Origin of the sequence: Mycobacterium gallinarum (genome assembly GCF_010726765.1) — a bacterium.
In the GTDB taxonomy this organism is placed as follows: Bacteria; Actinomycetota; Actinomycetes; order Mycobacteriales; family Mycobacteriaceae; genus Mycobacterium; species Mycobacterium gallinarum.
Window position 1 is genome coordinate 1,086,776 of sequence record NZ_AP022601.1, and the last position, 19,330, is coordinate 1,106,105.

At 66.6% G+C, this 19,330-nt stretch carries 17 protein-coding genes and 1 pseudogene; 10 read left to right on the top strand and 8 right to left on the bottom strand.

What is annotated here, in order from left to right; all coding sequences use genetic code 11:
* Nucleotides 1-40 precede the first annotated feature (40 nt).
* Nucleotides 41-1,555, top strand: coding sequence for a carboxylesterase/lipase family protein (locus G6N42_RS05460; protein ID WP_163727112.1), 1,515 nt, complete (start codon nt 41-43; stop codon nt 1,553-1,555).
* 249 nt (nt 1,556-1,804) lie between these two features.
* Nucleotides 1,805-2,050: a hypothetical protein gene (locus G6N42_RS05465; protein ID WP_163727114.1), complete on the top strand. Its 246-nt coding sequence runs from the start codon at nt 1,805-1,807 to the stop codon at nt 2,048-2,050.
* Nucleotides 2,051-2,053: 3 nt separating this feature from the next.
* Here the strand turns inward: G6N42_RS05465 and G6N42_RS05470 are convergent, their stop codons facing one another.
* Genes G6N42_RS05470 through G6N42_RS05480 form a run of 3 tightly spaced genes read right to left on the bottom strand, consistent with a single transcriptional unit; the run spans nt 2,054 to nt 3,930 of the window.
* Entirely contained in the window at nt 2,054-2,554 is a 501-nt protein-coding gene (locus G6N42_RS05470; RefSeq protein WP_434059565.1) for an SRPBCC family protein, read from the bottom strand.
* 36 nt (nt 2,555-2,590) lie between these two features.
* Entirely contained in the window at nt 2,591-3,163 is a 573-nt protein-coding gene (locus G6N42_RS05475) for an SRPBCC family protein (protein ID WP_163727118.1), read from the bottom strand.
* On the bottom strand, nt 3,049-3,930 hold the full coding sequence (locus G6N42_RS05480; protein ID WP_174262022.1) for an oxidoreductase: 882 nt from the start codon (nt 3,928-3,930) through the stop codon (nt 3,049-3,051). The genes G6N42_RS05475 and G6N42_RS05480 overlap by 115 nt, the downstream gene beginning before the upstream one ends.
* A 73-nt stretch (nt 3,931-4,003) precedes the next feature.
* Here G6N42_RS05480 and aspS point away from each other — a divergent pair, with 73 nt between their 5' ends.
* Nucleotides 4,004-5,782 (top strand): aspartate--tRNA ligase, encoded by a 1,779-nt coding sequence (gene aspS, locus G6N42_RS05485; RefSeq protein WP_163727120.1) that lies wholly within the window; start codon nt 4,004-4,006, stop codon nt 5,780-5,782.
* Here aspS and G6N42_RS05490 read toward each other — a convergent pair.
* Nucleotides 5,779-6,570, bottom strand: a complete 792-nt coding sequence (locus tag G6N42_RS05490; protein ID WP_163727124.1) for an SDR family NAD(P)-dependent oxidoreductase — start codon at nt 6,568-6,570, stop codon at nt 5,779-5,781. The two genes, aspS and G6N42_RS05490, sit on opposite strands and share 4 nt — an antisense overlap.
* Nucleotides 6,571-6,625: 55 nt before the next feature.
* Between G6N42_RS05490 and G6N42_RS05495 the strand changes: the two genes are divergently transcribed.
* Complete coding sequence (locus G6N42_RS05495; protein WP_163727127.1) at nt 6,626-7,048, top strand: nitroreductase family deazaflavin-dependent oxidoreductase; 423 nt, start codon at nt 6,626-6,628, stop codon at nt 7,046-7,048.
* Between the two features lie 54 nt (nt 7,049-7,102).
* On the opposite strand, the gene G6N42_RS05500 is transcribed toward G6N42_RS05495, so the two are convergent.
* Complete coding sequence (locus tag G6N42_RS05500; RefSeq protein ID WP_163727130.1) at nt 7,103-8,284, bottom strand: thiolase family protein; 1,182 nt, start codon at nt 8,282-8,284, stop codon at nt 7,103-7,105.
* A gap of 94 nt (nt 8,285-8,378) precedes the next feature.
* On the opposite strand from G6N42_RS05500, the gene G6N42_RS05505 reads away from it, so the two are divergent.
* Nucleotides 8,379-8,849 (top strand): winged helix-turn-helix transcriptional regulator, encoded by a 471-nt coding sequence (locus tag G6N42_RS05505; protein WP_163727132.1) that lies wholly within the window; start codon nt 8,379-8,381, stop codon nt 8,847-8,849.
* Here the strand turns inward: G6N42_RS05505 and G6N42_RS05510 are convergent.
* A pseudogene (locus G6N42_RS05510) lies at nt 8,846-9,081 on the bottom strand (hypothetical protein). The gene G6N42_RS05505 and the pseudogene G6N42_RS05510 overlap by 4 nt on opposite strands.
* Before the next feature lie 31 nt (nt 9,082-9,112).
* Between G6N42_RS05510 and G6N42_RS05515 the strand changes: the two are divergent.
* From G6N42_RS05515 to G6N42_RS05535, 5 genes are read left to right on the top strand one after another with little or no spacing between them, the layout of a single operon-like run.
* Nucleotides 9,113-10,042, top strand: coding sequence for a DUF389 domain-containing protein (locus G6N42_RS05515; protein WP_163727135.1), 930 nt, complete (start codon nt 9,113-9,115; stop codon nt 10,040-10,042).
* A 43-nt stretch (nt 10,043-10,085) separates the two neighbouring features.
* Nucleotides 10,086-13,403: a transglutaminase family protein gene (locus tag G6N42_RS05520; protein WP_163727138.1), complete on the top strand. Its 3,318-nt coding sequence runs from the start codon at nt 10,086-10,088 to the stop codon at nt 13,401-13,403.
* Nucleotides 13,403-16,066, top strand: a complete 2,664-nt coding sequence (locus G6N42_RS05525) for a circularly permuted type 2 ATP-grasp protein (RefSeq protein WP_163737027.1) — start codon at nt 13,403-13,405, stop codon at nt 16,064-16,066. The genes G6N42_RS05520 and G6N42_RS05525 overlap by 1 nt, the downstream gene beginning before the upstream one ends.
* The gene (locus G6N42_RS05530) at nt 16,063-17,001 is read left to right on the top strand and encodes a transglutaminase family protein (protein WP_163727141.1); all 939 of its coding nucleotides are present in this window, start codon (nt 16,063-16,065) and stop codon (nt 16,999-17,001) included. The genes G6N42_RS05525 and G6N42_RS05530 overlap by 4 nt, the downstream gene beginning before the upstream one ends.
* Nucleotides 16,994-18,079 carry a zinc-binding metallopeptidase family protein gene (locus G6N42_RS05535; protein WP_163727144.1) on the top strand — a complete coding sequence of 362 codons (1,086 nt, stop codon included), beginning with the start codon at nt 16,994-16,996 and terminating at the stop codon, nt 18,077-18,079. Before G6N42_RS05530 ends, G6N42_RS05535 begins: the two co-directional genes overlap by 8 nt.
* On the opposite strand, the gene G6N42_RS05540 is transcribed toward G6N42_RS05535, so the two are convergent.
* Nucleotides 18,076-18,852, bottom strand: coding sequence for an SDR family NAD(P)-dependent oxidoreductase (locus G6N42_RS05540; RefSeq protein WP_163727147.1), 777 nt, complete (start codon nt 18,850-18,852; stop codon nt 18,076-18,078). The genes G6N42_RS05535 and G6N42_RS05540 overlap by 4 nt on opposite strands.
* The gene (locus tag G6N42_RS05545) at nt 18,849-19,328 is read right to left on the bottom strand and encodes a nuclear transport factor 2 family protein (RefSeq protein WP_163727150.1); all 480 of its coding nucleotides are present in this window, start codon (nt 19,326-19,328) and stop codon (nt 18,849-18,851) included. The genes G6N42_RS05540 and G6N42_RS05545 overlap by 4 nt, the downstream gene beginning before the upstream one ends.
* Between the last annotated feature and the right edge of the window lie 2 nt (nt 19,329-19,330).

Consider the following 19,330-nt stretch of genomic DNA (forward strand, 5'->3'; position numbering starts at 1 on the left):
GCACGGGTTTGCATTCACCTTTGCACACTACGATTCAGGCGTGGCAGTCGTTCTCGGACATTCGGGGCCTTCGCCGGTCGCGAAAACCGAGCTCGGGGACATTCGCGGAACGACCGAAGGCGGCGTCGGTGTCTGGCGCGGCGTACCGTACGCAGTGCAGCCGGTGGGGGACAGACGATTCCTGGCCCCCGCTCCGGCGCAGCCGTGGACCGGGCTGCTCGACGCACTCGAACACGGTCCGTTGCCGCCGCAGAGCAAGTCGTTCGTCGGCGGTGGCCGCGACGATCCGAAGGTGCGCGACGAAGCTTGCCTGACGCTGACGGTATGGTCGCCGGACACCAGCGCGTCGCTTCCGGTGATGGTGTGGATTCCCGGTGGCGCTTTTGTCTACGGCGCGGGGCAGTTTCAGCTCTACAACGGTTCGAGGCTGGCCGCCAACGGCAATGTGGTGGTCGTCAACATCACCTACCGCATCGGAGTGTTCGGCGGGTTCGAGCTCAGCGACCTCGGAGACGGATTCGATGACAATCTCGCATTGCGCGATCAGATGGCGGCGCTGGGCTGGATCCGCGATCACATCGCCGCGTTCGGCGGCGACCCCGATCGGGTGACCGTCTTCGGCGAATCGGCGGGTGCGACGTCGGTGCTGGCACTGCTGGCGAGTCCCGCGTCCAAGGGTCTGTTCAGCCGTGCGATCGCCCAGAGTCCGGCGCTGCCGTTGATCGGCGAACGCGAGAGCCGGGCCCGACAGGCGCACGAGTTCGTCAAGCGGTTGGGCGTCGATGTGGCCGAGGTCAAGATGCTGCCGCAGCGCCAGCTGCGCCGGGCCGCGGGCGTGCTTCAGCTCAAGAGCGCGTCGAACACACCGAACCTCGCGTACGGATTGACCTACGGAGTGGACCTGCTGCCGAGGCATCCGGTGGACGCCGCCCGCGATGGTGCGCTCGAGCGGATGCCGCTGATCATCGGCACCAACAGTCACGAGGCGTCGATGTTCGCGTGGACGAAACCGCCGATGTTGCCGACCACGACGGCGTCGATCGACGCCTACCTCGACCGCGTCGCACCGGACGCCAAGGATGCGGTGCTGGCCGCCTACCCGGACTATCCGCGGCGGCGGGCCCTGATCGCGTTCGGCTCCGACGTGATGTTCGGTGGACCGGCATGGGCGTTCGCCGACGCCTACAGCGCTGTCGCGCCGACGCACATGTACCGGTTCGACCACGTCGGCTGGAGCCTGCGGCTGCTGGGGCTGGGCGCCACTCACGGCAGCGAGATCGTGCACGTCCAGCACAGCTACGCGTCGTTCATCGGGCGCAAACTGCATCCGCTCGGACGCCGGATGCAGCCGCCCGTCGGCAGGCGGATGCAGCGAGCGTGGCTGGACTTCGCGGCCAAGGGGTGGGATACCGGTGAGATCGAGTGGTCGAACGGGCACGAATGGCCGGTCTACGACACCGAGCGCCGCGTCACGCGCATCATCATGACTGCGCGCGACACCGTCACCGAGGACCCGGATGCGGAGCGCCGGAAAGCGTGGGCCGGGCTGTCCTAGGCGCGCTCAACCGGCGAAATCAGGTTCCGGTACGAATGTGGACTAAAAAGCCCGCAACAACTCGGATCTCGCGCTTGATGCCGGGCATACAGGGACGGGAATGTCACGTCGCGAGGCACATGGATCTCGACGTCGCCGGCGCCTCGTGCACGCGGCCTTTCCTGGGGGACAGGAAAGTCTTCCGTTGCACTAGCAGACTGTGACTCTGCGGCGATTACGTGGCGCCTCGCTGAGCACGACCATTGAGCCATGAACACCACGACGAATTGGATCGCCGCGTTCGTGGCGGCCGTGGGACTGGGTGCCGCGATCGTCAACGCCAGCGCGGTGGCGTGGGCGGATCCGGGAACCCCGACAATGGGTACGACTGCCGACGCGTCCCACGGAGGCCCCGAAGGGGACTACCAGTTGGAGCGCCGTCGGGCGACTTTCGCCGGCGCCAGCGTCACCGAAGTGAAGTTGACGGACTTCGACGCCGGAAACAACAAGAAGTAGCGGCTAACCCGCGACAGCGAACCGCTTGTCGGAGTAATCGCGCAGGTTGTACAGGAACTTCTGGAACGTGCGTGCCATAAGCGGTTTGCCCAGTGTCATGCCGATGCGACCTGATAGGCCCTTGGGCTTCATCGCCATCACCCATGTCAGGTGGCAGCCTTCGGCCGTTGGCACCACGCGGTAGTCCTCGGCGAACGCCGAGATGGAACTACTGGACGCTTCGTTGAATCGAAATGCCATGTGGGTGAACGGTTCCCAGGCCAGGAACTCCTCGTCACCGACGATGCCGCCGCGCATGTGTACGGTGCGCGTCGTACCGATACCGCGCGGTTCGGGGCTTGTCCAGGTGACCTTGGTGATCGCCGTCGCCCATTGGGGCCACGACTCCGCGTCGGCGAGCACCTCGAACAGTTGCTCGGGCGTGATCTTCAGGTCCACTGTGCTGACGAACCGAAACGGCGCGCTGTCGATGAAGTCCAGCTCAACCAGCTCACAGGCGTGCATGGCCATACACGATAACGGACAGTGTCTAGCCGGGTTCTAGATCGAAATGCCGAACCGTTGCTCGGTGTACTTGCCCAGCTTGGCCATGTATTGGCGGTATTTGGCATTCATCACGGGCCTCCCGATGAGCTTCACCCCCAACGAAGCCTGCTTCGGATCGTGCGCCAGCGTCCACGTCAGCCGGCACCCTCGCGGAGTCGGCTCGATGCGAAACTCCTCAACCGATGCGCCTTCGGTGGGCACAGACACGGCATTCACGCGAAAAGCCATGTGCATCTGCGGATGCCACGCGATGACCTCATCGATGACACGCCCTCCACTGCGCATCTCGACGGCGCGGGTGGAGCCGACTCCTAAGGGTCCGGGACCCGTCCACGTCATACGGGTCTCGTAGGACCACTGCGGCCAGGCCTCTTCTTCCTCGAGCACCTGCGAGAGCTGGCCGGGAGTGATGGGCAGGTCTACGGAGTCTGCGGCGCGGACACGCGCTGAGATTATCCGGGCCCGTCGCTCGCTGCCGCCAGCAGCGGCACCAGGACGTCGCTGATCGGGGTCTCCAGGCCGTGCTCGGCGGCCTTGCGGCTGATCACTCCGTTGCGGATGTCCCATTCCAGCGGACTGCCGTGTTCGCGGTCGGTCAGGATCGACGTCGTCATGTCCTCGGGCACCTCGGTGAAGAGCCGCACCGTCTGGTCGACCATCTCGTCGCCGAGGCCGGCACCCTCTGCGCGCGCAACCGCCAGGCACTCGGCCACGTAAGCACGAGCCATGGCAGCAACGTCGTCCCGGCGGAACATCCCCGATTTTCGTCCGGTCAGGACCATGAGCCCTGCGACGGCGTTGACCAGCAACTTATGCCAGGTCGCCGTGACAAAATCGGGATCGGTGTCGACCGACAACCGGGGACCGCGCAACACGTCGGCGAGTGTGGTCGCGGCAGGTGTTTCGGGGAGCACCAGTCGTACCGGCGTGCGTAGCCGCACCCAGCCGTCGGGCTGCGTCTCGGCAGAGAACCACACCACGCACGGAACGACGGTCGACTCGGGGCAGAGCCTTCCGACACGTTCAACCTGCTCTACGCCGTTCTGCAGCGCACAGACCACCGTGTTCTGGTCGCACACTCGAGCCAGCCAGGCTGCGGCCTGCTCGTTTTGGGTGTCCTTGACGGCGAGCAGCACGACGTCGAACGGTCCGTCGATCTCGGAGGGGTCGGTGTGGACGGGGTGTGGCACCACGATCGGGTCGCCGTCGTCGGGGCGCAGCTCCAATGACGACCGCGCCGTGCGCCCGCAGACGACCACCTCGTGACCAGCGGCGTAGACCAGGGCTGCGACCGTCGTGCCGATGGCACCCGGGCCTATCACTGCGATCCTCACGCTGGCCAAATTACCCGCGGAGACACACCTCTAGACTGTGCAGTCGATCCACACCCATTTGCGAGGAGTTTTCGTGCTGCGCAGTCATGCCGCTGGTTCGTTGCGGTCAACCGACGCCGGTCAGCAGGTGACGCTGGCCGGCTGGGTCGCGCGCCGCCGCGACCACGGCGGTGTCATCTTCATCGACCTTCGTGATTCGTCCGGCGTATCGCAGGTCGTGTTTCGTGAAGCGGACGTGCTCGCCAATGCGCACCGGCTGCGCGCGGAGTACTGCATCGCCGTCGACGGCGTCGTCGAAATCCGCCCAGAAGGTAACGCGAACCCCGAAATCCCCACGGGTGACATCGAAATCAACGCGACGTCGCTGACGGTGCTGGGCGAGAGCGCCCCGCTGCCCTTCCAACTCGACGAGCAGGCCGGCGAGGAAGCTCGGCTCAAGTACCGCTACCTCGATCTGCGCCGCGAAGGCCCGGGCAACGCGATTCGCTTGCGGTCCAAGGTGAATGCGGCGGCCCGCGACGTGCTGGCGCGCCACGACTTCGTCGAGATCGAGACGCCGACGATGACGCGGTCCACGCCCGAAGGGGCGCGGGACTTCCTGGTGCCCGCCCGGCTGCAGCCGGGGAGCTTCTATGCCCTGCCGCAGAGCCCGCAGCTGTTCAAGCAGCTGCTCATGGTGGCGGGCATGGAGCGTTACTACCAAATCGCGCGCTGCTACCGCGACGAGGACTTCCGCGCCGACCGCCAGCCCGAGTTCACCCAGCTCGACATGGAGATGAGCTTCGTCGACGCCGATGACGTCATCGCGGTGTCCGAGGAGGTTCTCAAGGCGCTGTGGGCGTTGATCGGTTATGACCTGCCGACCCCGCTCCCGCGGATCAACTACGCGGACGCGATGCGCCGGTTCGGGTCCGACAAACCCGACCTTCGATTCGCCGTCGAACTCGTCGAATGCACGGAGTACTTCTCCGACACCACTTTTCGGGTGTTCCAGGCGCCGTACGTCGGCGCTGTCGTCATGCCCGGGGGCGCCTCGCAACCGCGGCGCACACTCGACGGCTGGCAGGAATTCGCCAAGCAACGCGGGCACAAAGGGCTGGCCTACGTTCTCGTCGCCGAGGACGGCACCCTCGGCGGGCCGGTCGCCAAGAACCTCACCGATGCCGAACGTGACGGGCTCGCCGCGCATGTCGGGGCGAAGCCGGGGGACTGCATCTTCTTCTCCGCAGGCCCGACGAAGGCGGCGCGTGCGCTGCTCGGGGCGACCCGTATCGAGATCGCCAAGCGTCTCGACATGATCGACCCGGACGCCTGGGCGTTCACCTGGGTGGTGGACTGGCCGCTGTTCGAGGCCGCCGACGAGGCCAGTGCCGCAGGCGATGTCGCGGTCGGGTCCGGCGCGTGGACGGCAGTGCACCACGCGTTCACGTCGCCGAAGCCGGAATCGGAGGCCACGTTCGACACCGATCCGGGCGCCGCGCTGGCCAATGCCTACGACATCGTGTGCAACGGGAACGAGATCGGCGGCGGGTCGATCCGTATCCACCGTCGCGACGTCCAGGAGCGGGTGTTCGCCATGATGGGCATCGATCACGACGAAGCCCAGGAGAAGTTCGGATTCCTGTTGGACGCGTTCACGTTTGGCGCCCCGCCGCACGGCGGCATCGCGTTCGGCTGGGACCGCATCACCGCGCTGCTCGCCGGGTTGGATTCGATCCGTGAGGTCATCGCGTTCCCCAAGTCCGGCGGTGGTGTCGATCCGTTGACCGATGCGCCCGCGCCGATCACCGCGCAGCAGCGTAAGGAATCGGGCATCGACTTCAAACCGGATGCCAATCCCAAGGCCGGCTAAGGCCAGTCGCAGCCCGTCAGCTCCGCAGACAGCTCCCATAGCCGCCGGGCCATCACGGGATCTACCGCTTTGGGCCGGGGCTTGGTCACCTTCGGCGGACCGAACTGGTTGAACCGCGGCGCCAGATAGGTGCCGCTGGGCAGATCCGTCGTCGCCGCCTGCAGGCTGGCCCGCGCACCTTGGGCCGGTGTATGCAGCAGCTTGCGCATGCCACGGTGCTCGCCCATGCCCATGGATCTGGTGATGTCGGTGTCGGTCGCACCCGGATCGGACGCGTAGGCGCGTACCCCGCGCGCGGCGAGCTCGCGCACGAAAAGCAGGTTGGCCAGCTTGGACTGCCCGTAGGCCGCGAACTTCGAGTACTTGCGGGTGTGCCAGTTGAGGTCGGCCAGGTCGAGGTGGGTGAACAGGTAGGTGGCACTCGCGACCGACACCACGCGGTCTTTGATCCGGTCGCCCAGCAGACACGTCAATGCGAAGTGCCCGAGATGGTTCGTGCCCATATGCGCCTCGAAACCGTCGACGGTGCGAGTCAACGGCATGCCCATCACCCCGGCGTTGTTCACCAGCACATCTACGGTCTCCACCGAATCGGCGAACGCCCGCACGCTGGCGAGGTCAGCGAGATCGAGCGAACCCACTTCGACGTCGCCGGGCATCTCCGCGGCGACGCGCTGGGCTTTGTCGACGCTGCGGCAGGCGATCATGACGCTGTGGCCCTGCGCGGCGAGCGCCGTCGCCGTCGCCGCGCCCACACCGCTGTTGCCGCCCGTGACGATCACCCGCATGACTGAGAATTATGCGCACGGAATAGATGCGGCCAGACACGGGCTGTGATGGGGCATGACCGAGATCCCTGACATCAAGGCGTTCAACGCCGGCATCGTCGACGAGTTTCGCGCCAACGGCGGCAAGGTCGGTGGCCCGTTCGAGGGCGGCAACCTGCTACTTCTGACCACGACGGGCGCGAAGTCCGGTGAGCCGCGTCTCTCACCACTCGCGTACTTCACCGTCGACGACAAGATCATCGTCGTCGGCTCGTATGCCGGTGCTGACATCGATCCCGCGTGGGTGCACAACCTGCGGAAGAACCCGCGGGCACACATCGAGGTGGGAACCTCCGCCTACGACGTGATCGCCCGCGAGCTGCCCTCCGCGGAACGGGATGTCCTCTACCCGAAGCTGGTCGAGCAGTCGCCGGTCTTCGGTGAGTACCAGCAGAAGACCAGCCGCGTCATCCCGCTCATCGAGCTGCAAAAGGCGTGATTTGTGCACGTTTTGGAGCGGTGAGCGCGCCCAAACGTGCACAAATCGCAGGGACTAGAGCCGCTCGATGATCGTGGCGTTGGCCATACCGCCGCCCTCACACATCGTCTGCAACGCATAGCGCCCGCCGCGCTGCTCCAGCGCATTCACAAGCGTCGTCATGATGCGAGCACCGGATGCGCCCAGCGGGTGACCGATCGCGATGGCACCGCCGTTGACGTTCGTCTTCGACAGGTCGGCCCCGACGTCATGAGCCCACGCCAGCACCACCGGCGCGAACGCCTCGTTGACCTCGAACAGGTCGATATCAGACAGGGTCAGTCCGGCTCGCTGCAACACCTTCTCGGTCGCGGGGATGACGCCGGTCAGCATGTAGAGCGGATCCGATCCCACCACGGTCGAGGTGTGGATCCGCGCCAGTGGACGCAGGCCCAGCCGCTTGGCGGTCTCGGTCGTGGTGATCAGCACCGCCGCGCTGCCGTCTGACAACGGCGACGAGTTGCCCGGCGTGATCTCCCACTTGATCTGCGGGAACCGAGCTTCATAGGCCGGGGTGTAGAACGCGGGTTTCAGACCCGCCAGCGTCTCCACCGTGGTGCCGGGGCGAATGATCTCGTCGGTGGTGAGCCCGGCGATCGGGATCAGCTCATTGTCGAAGCGGCCCTCTTTCGTTGCCTGCGCGGCCTTCTCGTGACTGCCCGCGGAGAACTCGTCGAGTTGCTGACGTGAGAAGCCCCACTTCGCCGCGATCAGTTCGGCGCTGATGCCCTGCGGCACCAACCCTTCCGGATAGCGCTGCGCCATGGCGCCGAACGGGTCGCTGCCCGGCAGCACGCTCGACCCCATCGGTACCCGTGACATCGACTCCACACCGGCGGCGACGACGATGTCGTACGCCCCCGCGATCACGCCCTGCGCCGCGAACGCGATCGCCTGCTGGCTGCTGCCGCACTGGCGGTCGACGGTGGTGCCCGGCACGGTCTCGGGGAAGCCCGCGGCCAGCAGCGCGTTGCGTCCGATGTTGACGGCCTGATCGCCGATCTGTGAGACGGCGCCGGTGATGACGTCGTCGACAAGCGCCGGGTCGATGCCCGCGCGGTTCACCAGCTCGGTGAGGCTGTGCGCCAGCAGGTCGACGGGCAGTACATCATGTAATGCGCCGTTGGCCTTGCCCTTTCCGATCGGGGTGCGTACCGCCTCGACGATCACCGCATCCCGGCCCGCAAATTCAGCCATTTCCAGCCTCCTGACTCGTCACTGAGTAATGCTTCCTATACCCAGCTATAACACCTGGGTATACTTGGAACAACCCAGATGAGGAGTGACTTCCATGACAGTGCTGCAGGGCCGGCTGGCCGACCGCGACGCCTGGTCGGCGGTGGGGGAATGCCCGGTCGAGAAGACGATGGCACTGCTCGGGACCAAGACCGCGATGCTGATCATGCGCGAGGCGTACTACGGCACGACCCGGTTCGACGACTTCTGGCGCCGCGTCGGCGTGACCAAGGCCGCTGCCGCCGCGCGGCTGTCGGAACTCGTCGACGCCGGCCTACTCGAGCGCAGGCCGTACCAGGAACCCGGGCAGCGCAGCCGCGACGAGTACGTGCCGACCGACGCAGGGATCGACTTCATGCCTGTGGTGTGGGCGATGTTCGAATGGGGGCGGCGCCACCTGCCCAACCGGGCCCCGCTGCGGCTGGCGCACGCCGACTGCGGCGCTGAAGCCACTGTCGAGATCCGTTGTGAAAAAGGGCATCTCGTGCCACCCGACGAACTGGTCGTCAAGGCCGTCAGAGGCTAGCGCTGCTGCGCGAGATATGCCTTCACCAATGTCTTGGGCGCCTGAGTCAGCCACGCCTCGGTGGCCAGTTCGGTGAGATCGGGTCGTCGCCGATGAGCGCGGCGTAGTCGGCCTTCCGCAGCGGCCGCTCCCAGACCATGAGCTTCTTGCGAACCCGCCAGTTTCGTGGCGAGGCTTCGGCGGTTTCCGGCAACTGGCCGGCGATTCGGCCGACGTCCTTCCAGGTGGCCACGCGCAAGATTGTGCGCGGTTAGGGTTCACCAGTGCTGCATTTGCGGGTGATTGTGCCTGAGGAGATGCGCGAAGACGTCATCGGCGTGCTCCGCCGCGAGGTCGGCGTCGCGAACATCGTGCTGTATCCGGGGGCGGCCCTTGAACCGGTCGGCGACGAGATCACCGCCGACATCGCGCGCGAATGCGCCAACAGCGTCATCAAGGAGCTCAAGGACATCGACGTGCAACATCGGGGCGCGATCACCCTCGAGGTGCTCGACACCGTCCTGTCAACGAGGGCGCACAAGGCAGAAGACGCGGCCGAGGGCGATCCCGCCGACGCGGTGGTCTGGGATGAACTGATCGGCCGGACCCGCGAAGAAGCCACGCTCAGCGTCACTTTCCTGCTGTTCTTGACGTTGGCGTGCCTACTGGCCTCCGTGGGTGTGGTCACCGATTCCACGGTCACCGTGGTGGGCGCGATGGTGGTGGGCCCCGAATTCGGGCCGCTGGCTGCGCTTTCGGTGGCGTTGGTGCGCCGCAGACTCGACCTGGCGCGGCGCGCGTCATTGGCATTGTTGATCGGGTTTCCGCTGGCCATGGCGATCACGGCAGTCGGAACGCTGGGCGCTCAAGCTGCCGGGTGGCTCAGCCTGGACAGCGTCAAGCAGCTCAGCGAAGTGGATTTCATCTTCCAGGTCGGTCCGCTGTCGTTCGTCGTGGCGCTGCTCGCGGGTGCGGCAGGAATGTTGTCGCTGATTTCTGCAAAGTCGGCCGCGCTGGTGGGAGTGTTCATATCGGTGACGACCGTGCCTGCGGCGGGATTCTCGGTGGTGGCAGCGATCCTCGGCGACTGGGATGTCGCCGCGAAATCGGCGCTGCAGCTGGCGGTGAACCTCGTCGGCATCGTCATTGCCGGGGTGCTCGTTCTCGTGCTGCGCCCGAAGGGCACACTCATTCCGCGCGTGGCACAGACCTGAGCGCCGCACTGCGCACCCTCCTACCTTGTGATGGGATCTTGCGATGGGCATCAAGGTGGCGCTGGAGCATCGCACCAGCTACACGTTCGACCGACTCGTGCAGGTGCATCCCCACGTCGTCCGGCTGCGCCCGGCCCCGCACTCGCGCACGCCGATCGAGGCCTACTCGCTGACCGTCGAGCCCGCCGACCACTTCGTCAACTGGCAGCAGGACGCATTCGGCAATTTCCTTGCCCGGCTGGTTTTCCCGTCCCGCGCTCGCGGCCTCACGATCACCGTCGGCCTGATCGCCGACCTGAAGGTGATCAACCCGTTCGACTTCTTCATCGAGGAATACGCGGAAAAGGTCGGCTTCACCTATCCCAAGGCTCTCGCCGAGGACCTCAAGCCCTACCTGCGGCCGGTCGACGAGGGCGATGAGGGCAGTGGGCCCGGCGACCTCGTCCAGGCGTGGGTGAAGAACTTCTCCGTCGCGCCGGACACCCGCACCATCGATTACCTTGTCGCGCTCAACCGCGCGGTCAACGTCGACGTCGGTTACAGCGTTCGGATGGAACCCGGTGTGCAGACGCCGGACCACACGCTGCGCACCGGCATCGGCTCGTGTCGCGACTCGGCCTGGTTGCTCGTGTCGATCCTGCGTCAGCTCGGGCTGGCCGCCCGGTTCGTCTCCGGTTACCTCGTCCAGCTCACCTCCGACGTCGAGGCGCTCGATGGTCCGTCCGGCCCGGCCGCCGACTTCACCGATCTGCACGCCTGGGCCGAGGTGTACATCCCCGGTGCGGGCTGGATCGGGCTGGACCCGACGTCGGGGCTATTCGCGGGCGAGGGCCATATCCCGCTGTCAGCGACACCGCATCCGGACTCGGCCGCGCCGATCACAGGAGCCGTCGAACCGTGCGAGTCGACGCTGGATTTCACCAACGCCGTGACGCGCGTGCACGAGGACCCGCGGGTCACGCTCCCTTACACCGAGGCGGCCTGGGGGGCCATCTGTGAGCTCGGCGGCCGCGTCGACGAGCGACTTGCCGCGGGCGACGTCCGTCTGACGATTGGCGGCGAGCCGACGTTCGTCTCCATCGACAACCAGGTCGATCCCGAGTGGACGACCGACGCCGACGGGCCGCACAAACGCCGACTGGCCTCCGACCTCGCCGCGCGGTTGAAGAAGGTGTGGGCGCCACAGGGCCTGGTTCACCGCAACCAGGGTAAGTGGTATCCGGGAGAACCGTTGCCGCGCTGGCAGATCGGACTGTTCTGGCGCACCGACGGCGAACCGCTGTGGCGCGATGAGACGTTGCTCGCCGATCCGTGGCCGTCGACGCCGGAGAGGATCGAGGTCGCGCCCGACGCCGGACTGCGGGTGCTCGGTGCGCTCGCCGACGGACTTGGGCTGCCCCCTTCTCAGATTCGGCCCGCGTACGAGGATGCGTTGAACCGACTCGGCGCCGCGGTGCGCCTGCCGGCGGGCGAACCCGTCGATGCGACAGACGATCTGGAAGCGGACACCGCCGAGGCGCGGGCGGCGCTGGTCGCACGGCTGGAGGAGTCGGTCACCGAACCGGCGGCCTACGTGCTGCCGTTGCACCGCGCCGACGACGGGTCCGGCTGGGCCAGTGCGGACTGGCGGCTGCGGCGCGGGCGCATCGTCCTGCTCGACGGCGACTCACCCGCGGGGCTGCGGCTGCCGCTGAAGTCCATCAGCTGGCGTCCGCCTCAGCCAACCTATGCTGCCGATGCCCTGGTGCGCCGCGGGGCGTTGTCCGTCGAATCCCGCTCGGACGACGCGGAAGTCGTGGATGTCGACGCTACGCCGACGACTGCCGTCGTCGCCGAGATCCGCGAAGGGCTGCTCTACATCTATCTCCCGCCGACCGACGACGCGGACCATTTCGTCGACCTCATTCGCCGCGTGGAGGCCGCGGCGGCCAAGGCCGGCTGTCCGATCGTCCTCGAGGGTTACGGGCCGCCGCCGGACCCGCGGATCACCTCGATGACCGTCACCCCCGACCCCGGCGTCATCGAGGTCAACGTGGCACCCACAGCCAGTTTCGCCGAGCAGCGCCAACAGCTGGAAACGCTGTACAGCGAGGCCCGGCTGGCCCGGCTGTCGACCGAGTCATTCGAGGTCGACGGCAGCCACGGCGGCACCGGCGGGGGCAACCACATCACGCTGGGCGGCATCACCCCCGCGGACTCACCGCTGTTGCGCCGGCCCGACCTGCTGGTGTCGATGCTGACGTATTGGCAGCGGCATCCTTCGCTGTCCTACCTGTTCGCGGGACGGTTCATCGGCACGACATCGCAGGCGCCCCGGGTGGACGAAGGGCGCGCGGAGTCGCTGTACGAACTCGAGATCGCATTCGCCGAGATCGCGCGACTATCCGCCGGCGAGGGCGGACCACGGCCGTGGATCGTCGACCGGGCGTTGCGGCACCTGCTGAGCGACATCACCGGCAATACCCACCGCGCCGAGTTCTGCATCGACAAGCTGTACAGCCCCGACGGTCCACGCGGTCGACTCGGCCTGCTGGAGCTGCGCGGGTTCGAGATGCCGCCGCACTACCAGATGGCGATGGTGCAGTCCCTGCTGGTGCGGTCGCTGGTCGCATGGTTCTGGGACGAACCGCTGAGAGCGCCGCTCATCCGACACGGCGCCAACCTGCACGGCCGATACCTGTTGCCGCACTTCCTGATTCACGACATCGCCGGCGTGGCCGCAGACCTGCGTGCGCACGGCATCAACTTCGACACCAGCTGGCTCGACCCGTTTACGGAGTTCCGGTTCCCGCGCATCGGCACGGCCGTGTTCGACGGAGTGGAGATCGAGCTGCGCGGGGCGATCGAGCCGTGGAATGTGCTGGGGGAGGAGTCGGCCGGAGGTGGCACGGCACGCTACGTCGACTCATCGATCGAGCGCATTCAGGTCCGGCTCATCGGCGCGGACCGTCAACGCTACATCGTGACCGCCAACGGCTACCCGATACCGCTGCTCGCCACCGACAACCCCGATGTCCAGGTGGGTGGCTTGAGGTTCCGCGCGTGGCAGCCCCCGAGCGCGCTGCATCCGACGATCACTGTGGACGGGCCGTTGCGGTTCGAACTCGTGGACACCGCGACCGGCATGTCACGCGGCGGCTGCACGTATCACGTGTCGCATCCCGGCGGCCGGGCTTATGACCGTCCGCCCGTCAACGCCGTGGAAGCCGAGTCGCGACGCGGCCGACGATTCGAGACCACCGGCTTCACCCCCGGCAAGGTCGACATGGCCGACATCCGGGAGAAGCAGGCCCGCCAATCCACCGATGTGGGCGCGCCGGGAATCTTGGATCTGCGCCGGGTGCGTACCGTTCTGCAGTGATGGCCCTACCCGCAACGACTCCCCACGACATCGACAACCTGCTGTCGCGTTATCGCGATGCGCGAGCCCAGCAGGCGCTGTTCGACGTACGCGGGAGTGCGGTCGGCGGGTACGACGAATTCGTCGATCCCGCAGGCAATATCCGGCCGGCCTGGCAGGAGCTCGCCGAATGCGTCGGCGAGCGTGGCCGTATCGGCCTCAACCAGCTTCGGTCGACGGTGCGCGGCTTGGTCGACAATGACGGCATCACCTACGTCCAGGTCGACCGCAACGGCGACGCCGTCACCAACGGAAACGGGGCGGCCGACCCCGGGCCATGGCAGCTCGACGCGTTGCCGTTGGTGATCTCGTCGTCTGACTGGGACATCCTGGAAGCCGGCCTGCTGCAGCGTTCGCGGTTGCTCGACGCAATCCTGACCGATCTCTACGGCGCACGCGAGTCGGTGACCAGTGGGGTGTTGCCCCCGCAATTACTCTTCGCGCACCCCGGCTACATTCGCGCAGCACGCGGGATCGAGGTGCCTGGCCGCCACCAGCTGTTCATGCACGGCTGCGACATCAGCCGCGGACATGATGGCAGCTTCCTGGTCAACGCGGACTGGACGCAGGCGCCGTCGGGCGCGGGATACGCATTGGCCGACCGTCGGGTGGTGGCGCACGCATTTCCCGATCTGTACGAGCGCATCGGGCCGCGTCCAGCCTCGCCGTGGGCCCAAGCGCTGCGCCTCGCACTGATCGACGTCGCGCCCGAGTCCGCCGAAGAACCCGTTGTCGTGGTGCTCAGTCCCGGAATCCACTCCGAGACGGCCTTTGATCAGGCCTATCTGGCGAGCGTGCTCGGCTTCCCACTGGTGGAGAGTGCCGATCTGGTGGTGCGTGACGGCAAGCTGTGGATGCGATCGATGGGCACGCTGAAGCGCGTCGACGTGGTGCTGCGCCGCGTCGACGCCGATTACGCGGATCCGCTTGACCTACGGCCGGATTCGCGCCTGGGCGTCGTCGGGTTGGTCGAGGTGTTGCGTCGCGGCGCGGTCAGCGTTGTCAACTCGCTCGGCAGCGGCATCCTGGAAAGCCCTGGACTGCTTCGTTTTCTACCTGAACTCGCCGAACGCCTACTGGGGGAGACGCCGCTGTTACGGACGGCGGAGATGTATTGGGGCGGCATCAACACCGAACGCTCACATTTGTTGAGTAACCTGGCGTCGCTGCTGATCCGACCGGTCACCGGGGGCCAGGCGATTGTCGGGCCGGCCCTGTCGTCTGCGCAGCGTCGGGAACTCGGCGTGCGCATCGAAACCACGCCGTGGCAATGGGTGGGCCAGCAGCTGCCGCAGTTCTCCTCGGCTCCCACCGACTACTACACCGGTGGACTGTCGGCGGCCAACGTAGGCATGCGTTTGTTCACGGTCTCGCAGCGAAGTGGTTACGCGCCGATGATCGGCGGACTCGGCTACCTCGTCGCACCCGGACACGCGGCGTATCGACTGAATACCGTTGCAGCCAAGGATATCTGGGTTCGCACACCGACGCGGGTGACCGCGGAGCGGACCCCGACCGCACCGCCGGTGGAGCTGCCGGCGATCATGCCCAGTCCCACTCGGGCGGTCAGCTCGCCGCGTGTGTTGTCCGATCTGTTCTGGATGGGCCGCTACGCCGAACGCGCGGAGAACACGGCGCGCCTGCTCACCGTGACTCGCGAGCGCTATCACGAATTCCGTTACCGCCGGGAGCTGGCCGGCAGCGAGTGCGTCCCGGTGCTGCTCACCGCGCTCGGTTCGATCACCGGAACCAGCATCGGTGACGGTGATTACGCCGAGATAGTGGCGACGGCGCCGACGACGTTGTGGTCGCTGACGGCCGACCGGCATCGTCCCGGCTCCCTCGCGCAGTCGGTCGAACGTCTTGGTCTCGCCGCGCGTGCGGTTCGCGACCAGATGTCCAACGACACCTGGATGGTGTTGGCGGCCGTCGAGCGCGCGCTGCTGCACGCCCCGGCTCAGCCGTTCGGTCGGCCCGCCGACGAGCCACCGGAGTCCAAGGCCGAGGGCGAGGCGTTCTTGTCCTCGACGACCAGTCTGACGCTGTCGGGCATGCTGGCGCTGTCGGGCGTCGCCGCCGAGTCCATGGTGCATGACGTGGGCTGGACCATGATGGACATCGGCAAGCGGATCGAACGTGGGCTGGGTCTCACGGCACTCCTGCGGGCCACTCTCATCACGGTCCGCAATCCAGGTGCTGAGCAGACCATCACCGAATCCACGCTGGTGGCATGTGAATCGGCGGTCATTTATCGGAGACGCAACCCCGGAATGGTTAGTGTTGCCGCCGTGGCCGATCTGGTCTTGATGGACGCCGAGAATCCACGCTCGCTGGCTTTCCAGCTCGAGCGGCTTCGTATCGCACTGAAGGCGTTGCCCGGGTCGTCGGGTTCATCGCGGCCTGAGCGGCTGGTCGAGGAGATCAATGCCCGGTTGCGCCGCATCGAGCCTGCCGACCTCGACGAGGTGACGGCCGAGGGTCGCCGTGCAGACCTAGCGTCGTTGCTCAACGACACCCACGCCGATCTGCGCGAACTGTCCACCGTCATCACCGCGACCCATCTGTCTTTGCCAGGCGAAATGCAGCCGCTGTGGGGCCCCGATGAGCGCAGGGTGATGCCGTGACAGGCCCTCGGGAAAACGATGGGCCCACGACCTCAGGATCGAGCCGGTGCTATCAGGTGTCGCACCGCACGGTGTACCGCTACTCGGATGTCGTGACCAGTAGCTACGGTCGCGGCTTCCTGACCCCGCGCGACTCCGCGCGGCAGCGGTGCCTTTCGCACTCGCTCGAGATCGAACCGACGGCAGCGGACAGCTCCACCAGCCGCGACGCCTACGGCAACATCAGTTCGTACTTCCACGTCACCGAGCGGCACGAGACGCTGTCGATCACGAGCCGCTCGGTGGTCGAGGTGGATCCGCCGCCCGCCGACCTCTATGACGGCGGATCGGCGCGCGCGCCGTGGGAGATCTCCAGGCCCGTCGGAACGGACGGCGCACTGGCCATGGAGTTCACCCTCGACCTGCGTTCGGCCGAAATCACCGACGGGCTACGTGACTATGCCGCACCGAGTTTCGAGCCGGGGCGCCCGCTCATCGAGGTGCTGCGCGACCTGAATTCGCGGATCTACACAGATTTCACCTACCGCTCCGGCTCGACGACGGTGTCGACTCGGGTGAGCGAGGTTTTGACTGCCCGGGAAGGGGTATGTCAGGACTTCGCGCGGCTTGCCATCGCCTGCCTGCGTGCCAACGGGTTGGCAGCCAGCTACGTATCCGGTTATCTGGCCACCGACCCACCTCCGGGAAAGGAACGCATGGTGGGAATCGACGCCACGCACGCATGGGCGTCTGTGTGGACGCCGCAAAACCAGTGGCTCGGTTTCGATCCCACTAACGCCCAGATGGTCGACGAGCGCTACATCACCGTCGGTTTCGGGCGCGACTACGCGGACGTTCCGCCGCTGCGCGGCATCATCTACACCGACTCCGAACGCAGCAAGATCGACGTCGCGGTCGACGTTGCGCCCTGCGACGGCGGTGTGCTTCATGCGTGACTTCACCTGTCCCAACTGCGGCCAGCGGCTGGCATTCGAGAATTCGGTCTGCCTGTCCTGTCGCAGCAGGATCGGCTTTTCGCTGGACGACATGGCGCTGCTGGTCATCGCGCCGGGCCCCGAGTCAGAGCATGCCGGCGCCGTGGACTCCAGCGAGTACCGGCTATGTGCGAATCTGCATCTCGCAGAATGCAACTGGCTGGTGGAGAAAGGGCCGATCGCCAAGCTGTGCGCATCGTGCGCGCTGACCCGCACGAGGCCCAACGATGCCGACGCGGTCGCGCTGGCCGCGTTCGCGACGGCGGAACGGGCCAAGCGGCGGATGATCGCCGAGCTGTACGAGCTCAAGCTGCCCATCGTGGGCCGCGACGCTGATCCGGAGTACGGGCTCGCGTTCGACCTGCTGTCCAGTCAATTCGAGAAGGTCTTCACCGGTCATGCCAACGGGGTCATCACGCTGGACCTTGCCGAGGGTGACGACGTGCACCGCGAGCAGCTGCGCATCTCGATGGACGAGCCGTACCGCACCCTGCTCGGACACTTCCGTCACGAGATCGGCCACTACTACTTCTACCGTCTGATCGGGACGTCGTCGGACTACCTGGAGCGGTTCAACGAGCTGTTCGGCGATCCCGACCTCGACTATCAGGCGGCGCTGGATCGCCACTACAGCGAGGGTGCGCCGGCCGGCTGGCAGAAGGATTACGTGTCGTCCTACGCCACGATGCATCCGGCCGAGGATTGGGCGGAGACCTTCGCCCATTACCTGCACATCCGCGACACCCTGGACACCGCCGCCGCCTTCGGGTTCGCACCCGCCGGTGCCACCTTCGAACGACGCACGTTGGGGCCCAGCGGTTTCGACACGATCATTGACCTCTGGCTGCCGCTGTCGTGGGCACTGAACATGGTGAACCGCTCGATGGGCAAGGACGATCTCTATCCCTTCGTACTACGGGGCCCGGTGCTCGAGAAGATGCGGTTCATCCACACGGTGATCGATGAGATCACCTCGAATCCGGTGAAACTCGCCGAGATCGGCGCCCCGGCGCAGGATCAGCAGACGCAGTTGGGCTAGTCGCCGAGATCAGGGGCCCACGGTGTGCCGTTGATGTGACCGCCGCCATCGACGAACAGCGTGTTGCCCGTCAGGTAACGCGAGCCTTCGCCGGCCAGGAACACCGCAACGGGCGCGATGTCGTCATAGGGGTCGCCCATGCGTCCCATCGGGTTCGCCGCATCGGCTACCGCCTCCAGCTCGGGGTACTCGCCGATTGCGCGAAAGAAGGCCTGGCTCTTGGCCGCCGGGCAGATCGCGTTGACGGTGACGCCCGTGGGCGCCCACTCCCGTGCCGCGGTGCGGGTGAGGGCACGCAGCGCCTCTTTGGCCGCGTTGTACTCCAATGAGCCCATATGGGCATTGACGCCATTGAGGCTGCACATGTTGATGACCCGACCCCAGCCGCGCTCCTTCATGTGCGGGAACGCAGCGCGCATCGCCCAGAACGGACCGTAGTAGCCGACGGCGATGCCCTGCGACAGTTGTTCGTCGGTCTTCTTCTCGACCCGGCCGATCCCGCCGCCGCCCCAGGCGTTGTTCACCACGATGTCGATGGACCCGTACGCCGACAGCGCGGTCTGCACCGCGTTTTCGACCTGCTCGCGGTCGGACACGTCCGTGCCGACATACGTTCCGCCTATCGACTGGGCGACGGCTTCGCCTGCCGCCGAGTCGATCTCGGCGACCACCACCTTGGCACCCTCATCGGCGAAGCGTCGGACGATGCCCTCGCCGATGCCCGCGCCGGCGCCGGTCACCAGCGCCACCTTGCCGTCGAGGTTTCCGCTCATGAGCCTGCGATCCCCGACGCCAGAAGATCGCGTGCCTCCGATTTGCCGTCCAGCGTCCGTGTCGTGCGTTCGACGATCTGCCAACGGTCGTCGATGAGCTGCAGCCGGAAGTGGTTGACTCCTGCGCGCGCGACGACGAACCCCTCGCCGCGATGAACCAACAGGATCGACTCGCACACCGCCACCGCGTCCATGCCATCGACGGTCACCACCGCCGGGCCCAGGAAATGACTGCAGCCCCGGTGGATCAGCCCCTGATGGGCGTCGGAGCGCACCATGGCCGCCACGTCCTCGCGGCTGCGCATCGACCAGCCTTCCACGTCGTAGCTCCCGTCGGTGGCCCACAACTGTGCCGCGGCGTCGGCTTCACCGGCGTCGACCAGCGGACCGTACGAGGCGATCAACCGCTCGATCGCGCGCTCCTCCTCGATGCGTTCGAGCCGTCGTTCCAGTTCGAAAATCCGCTCGTCGTTCAACG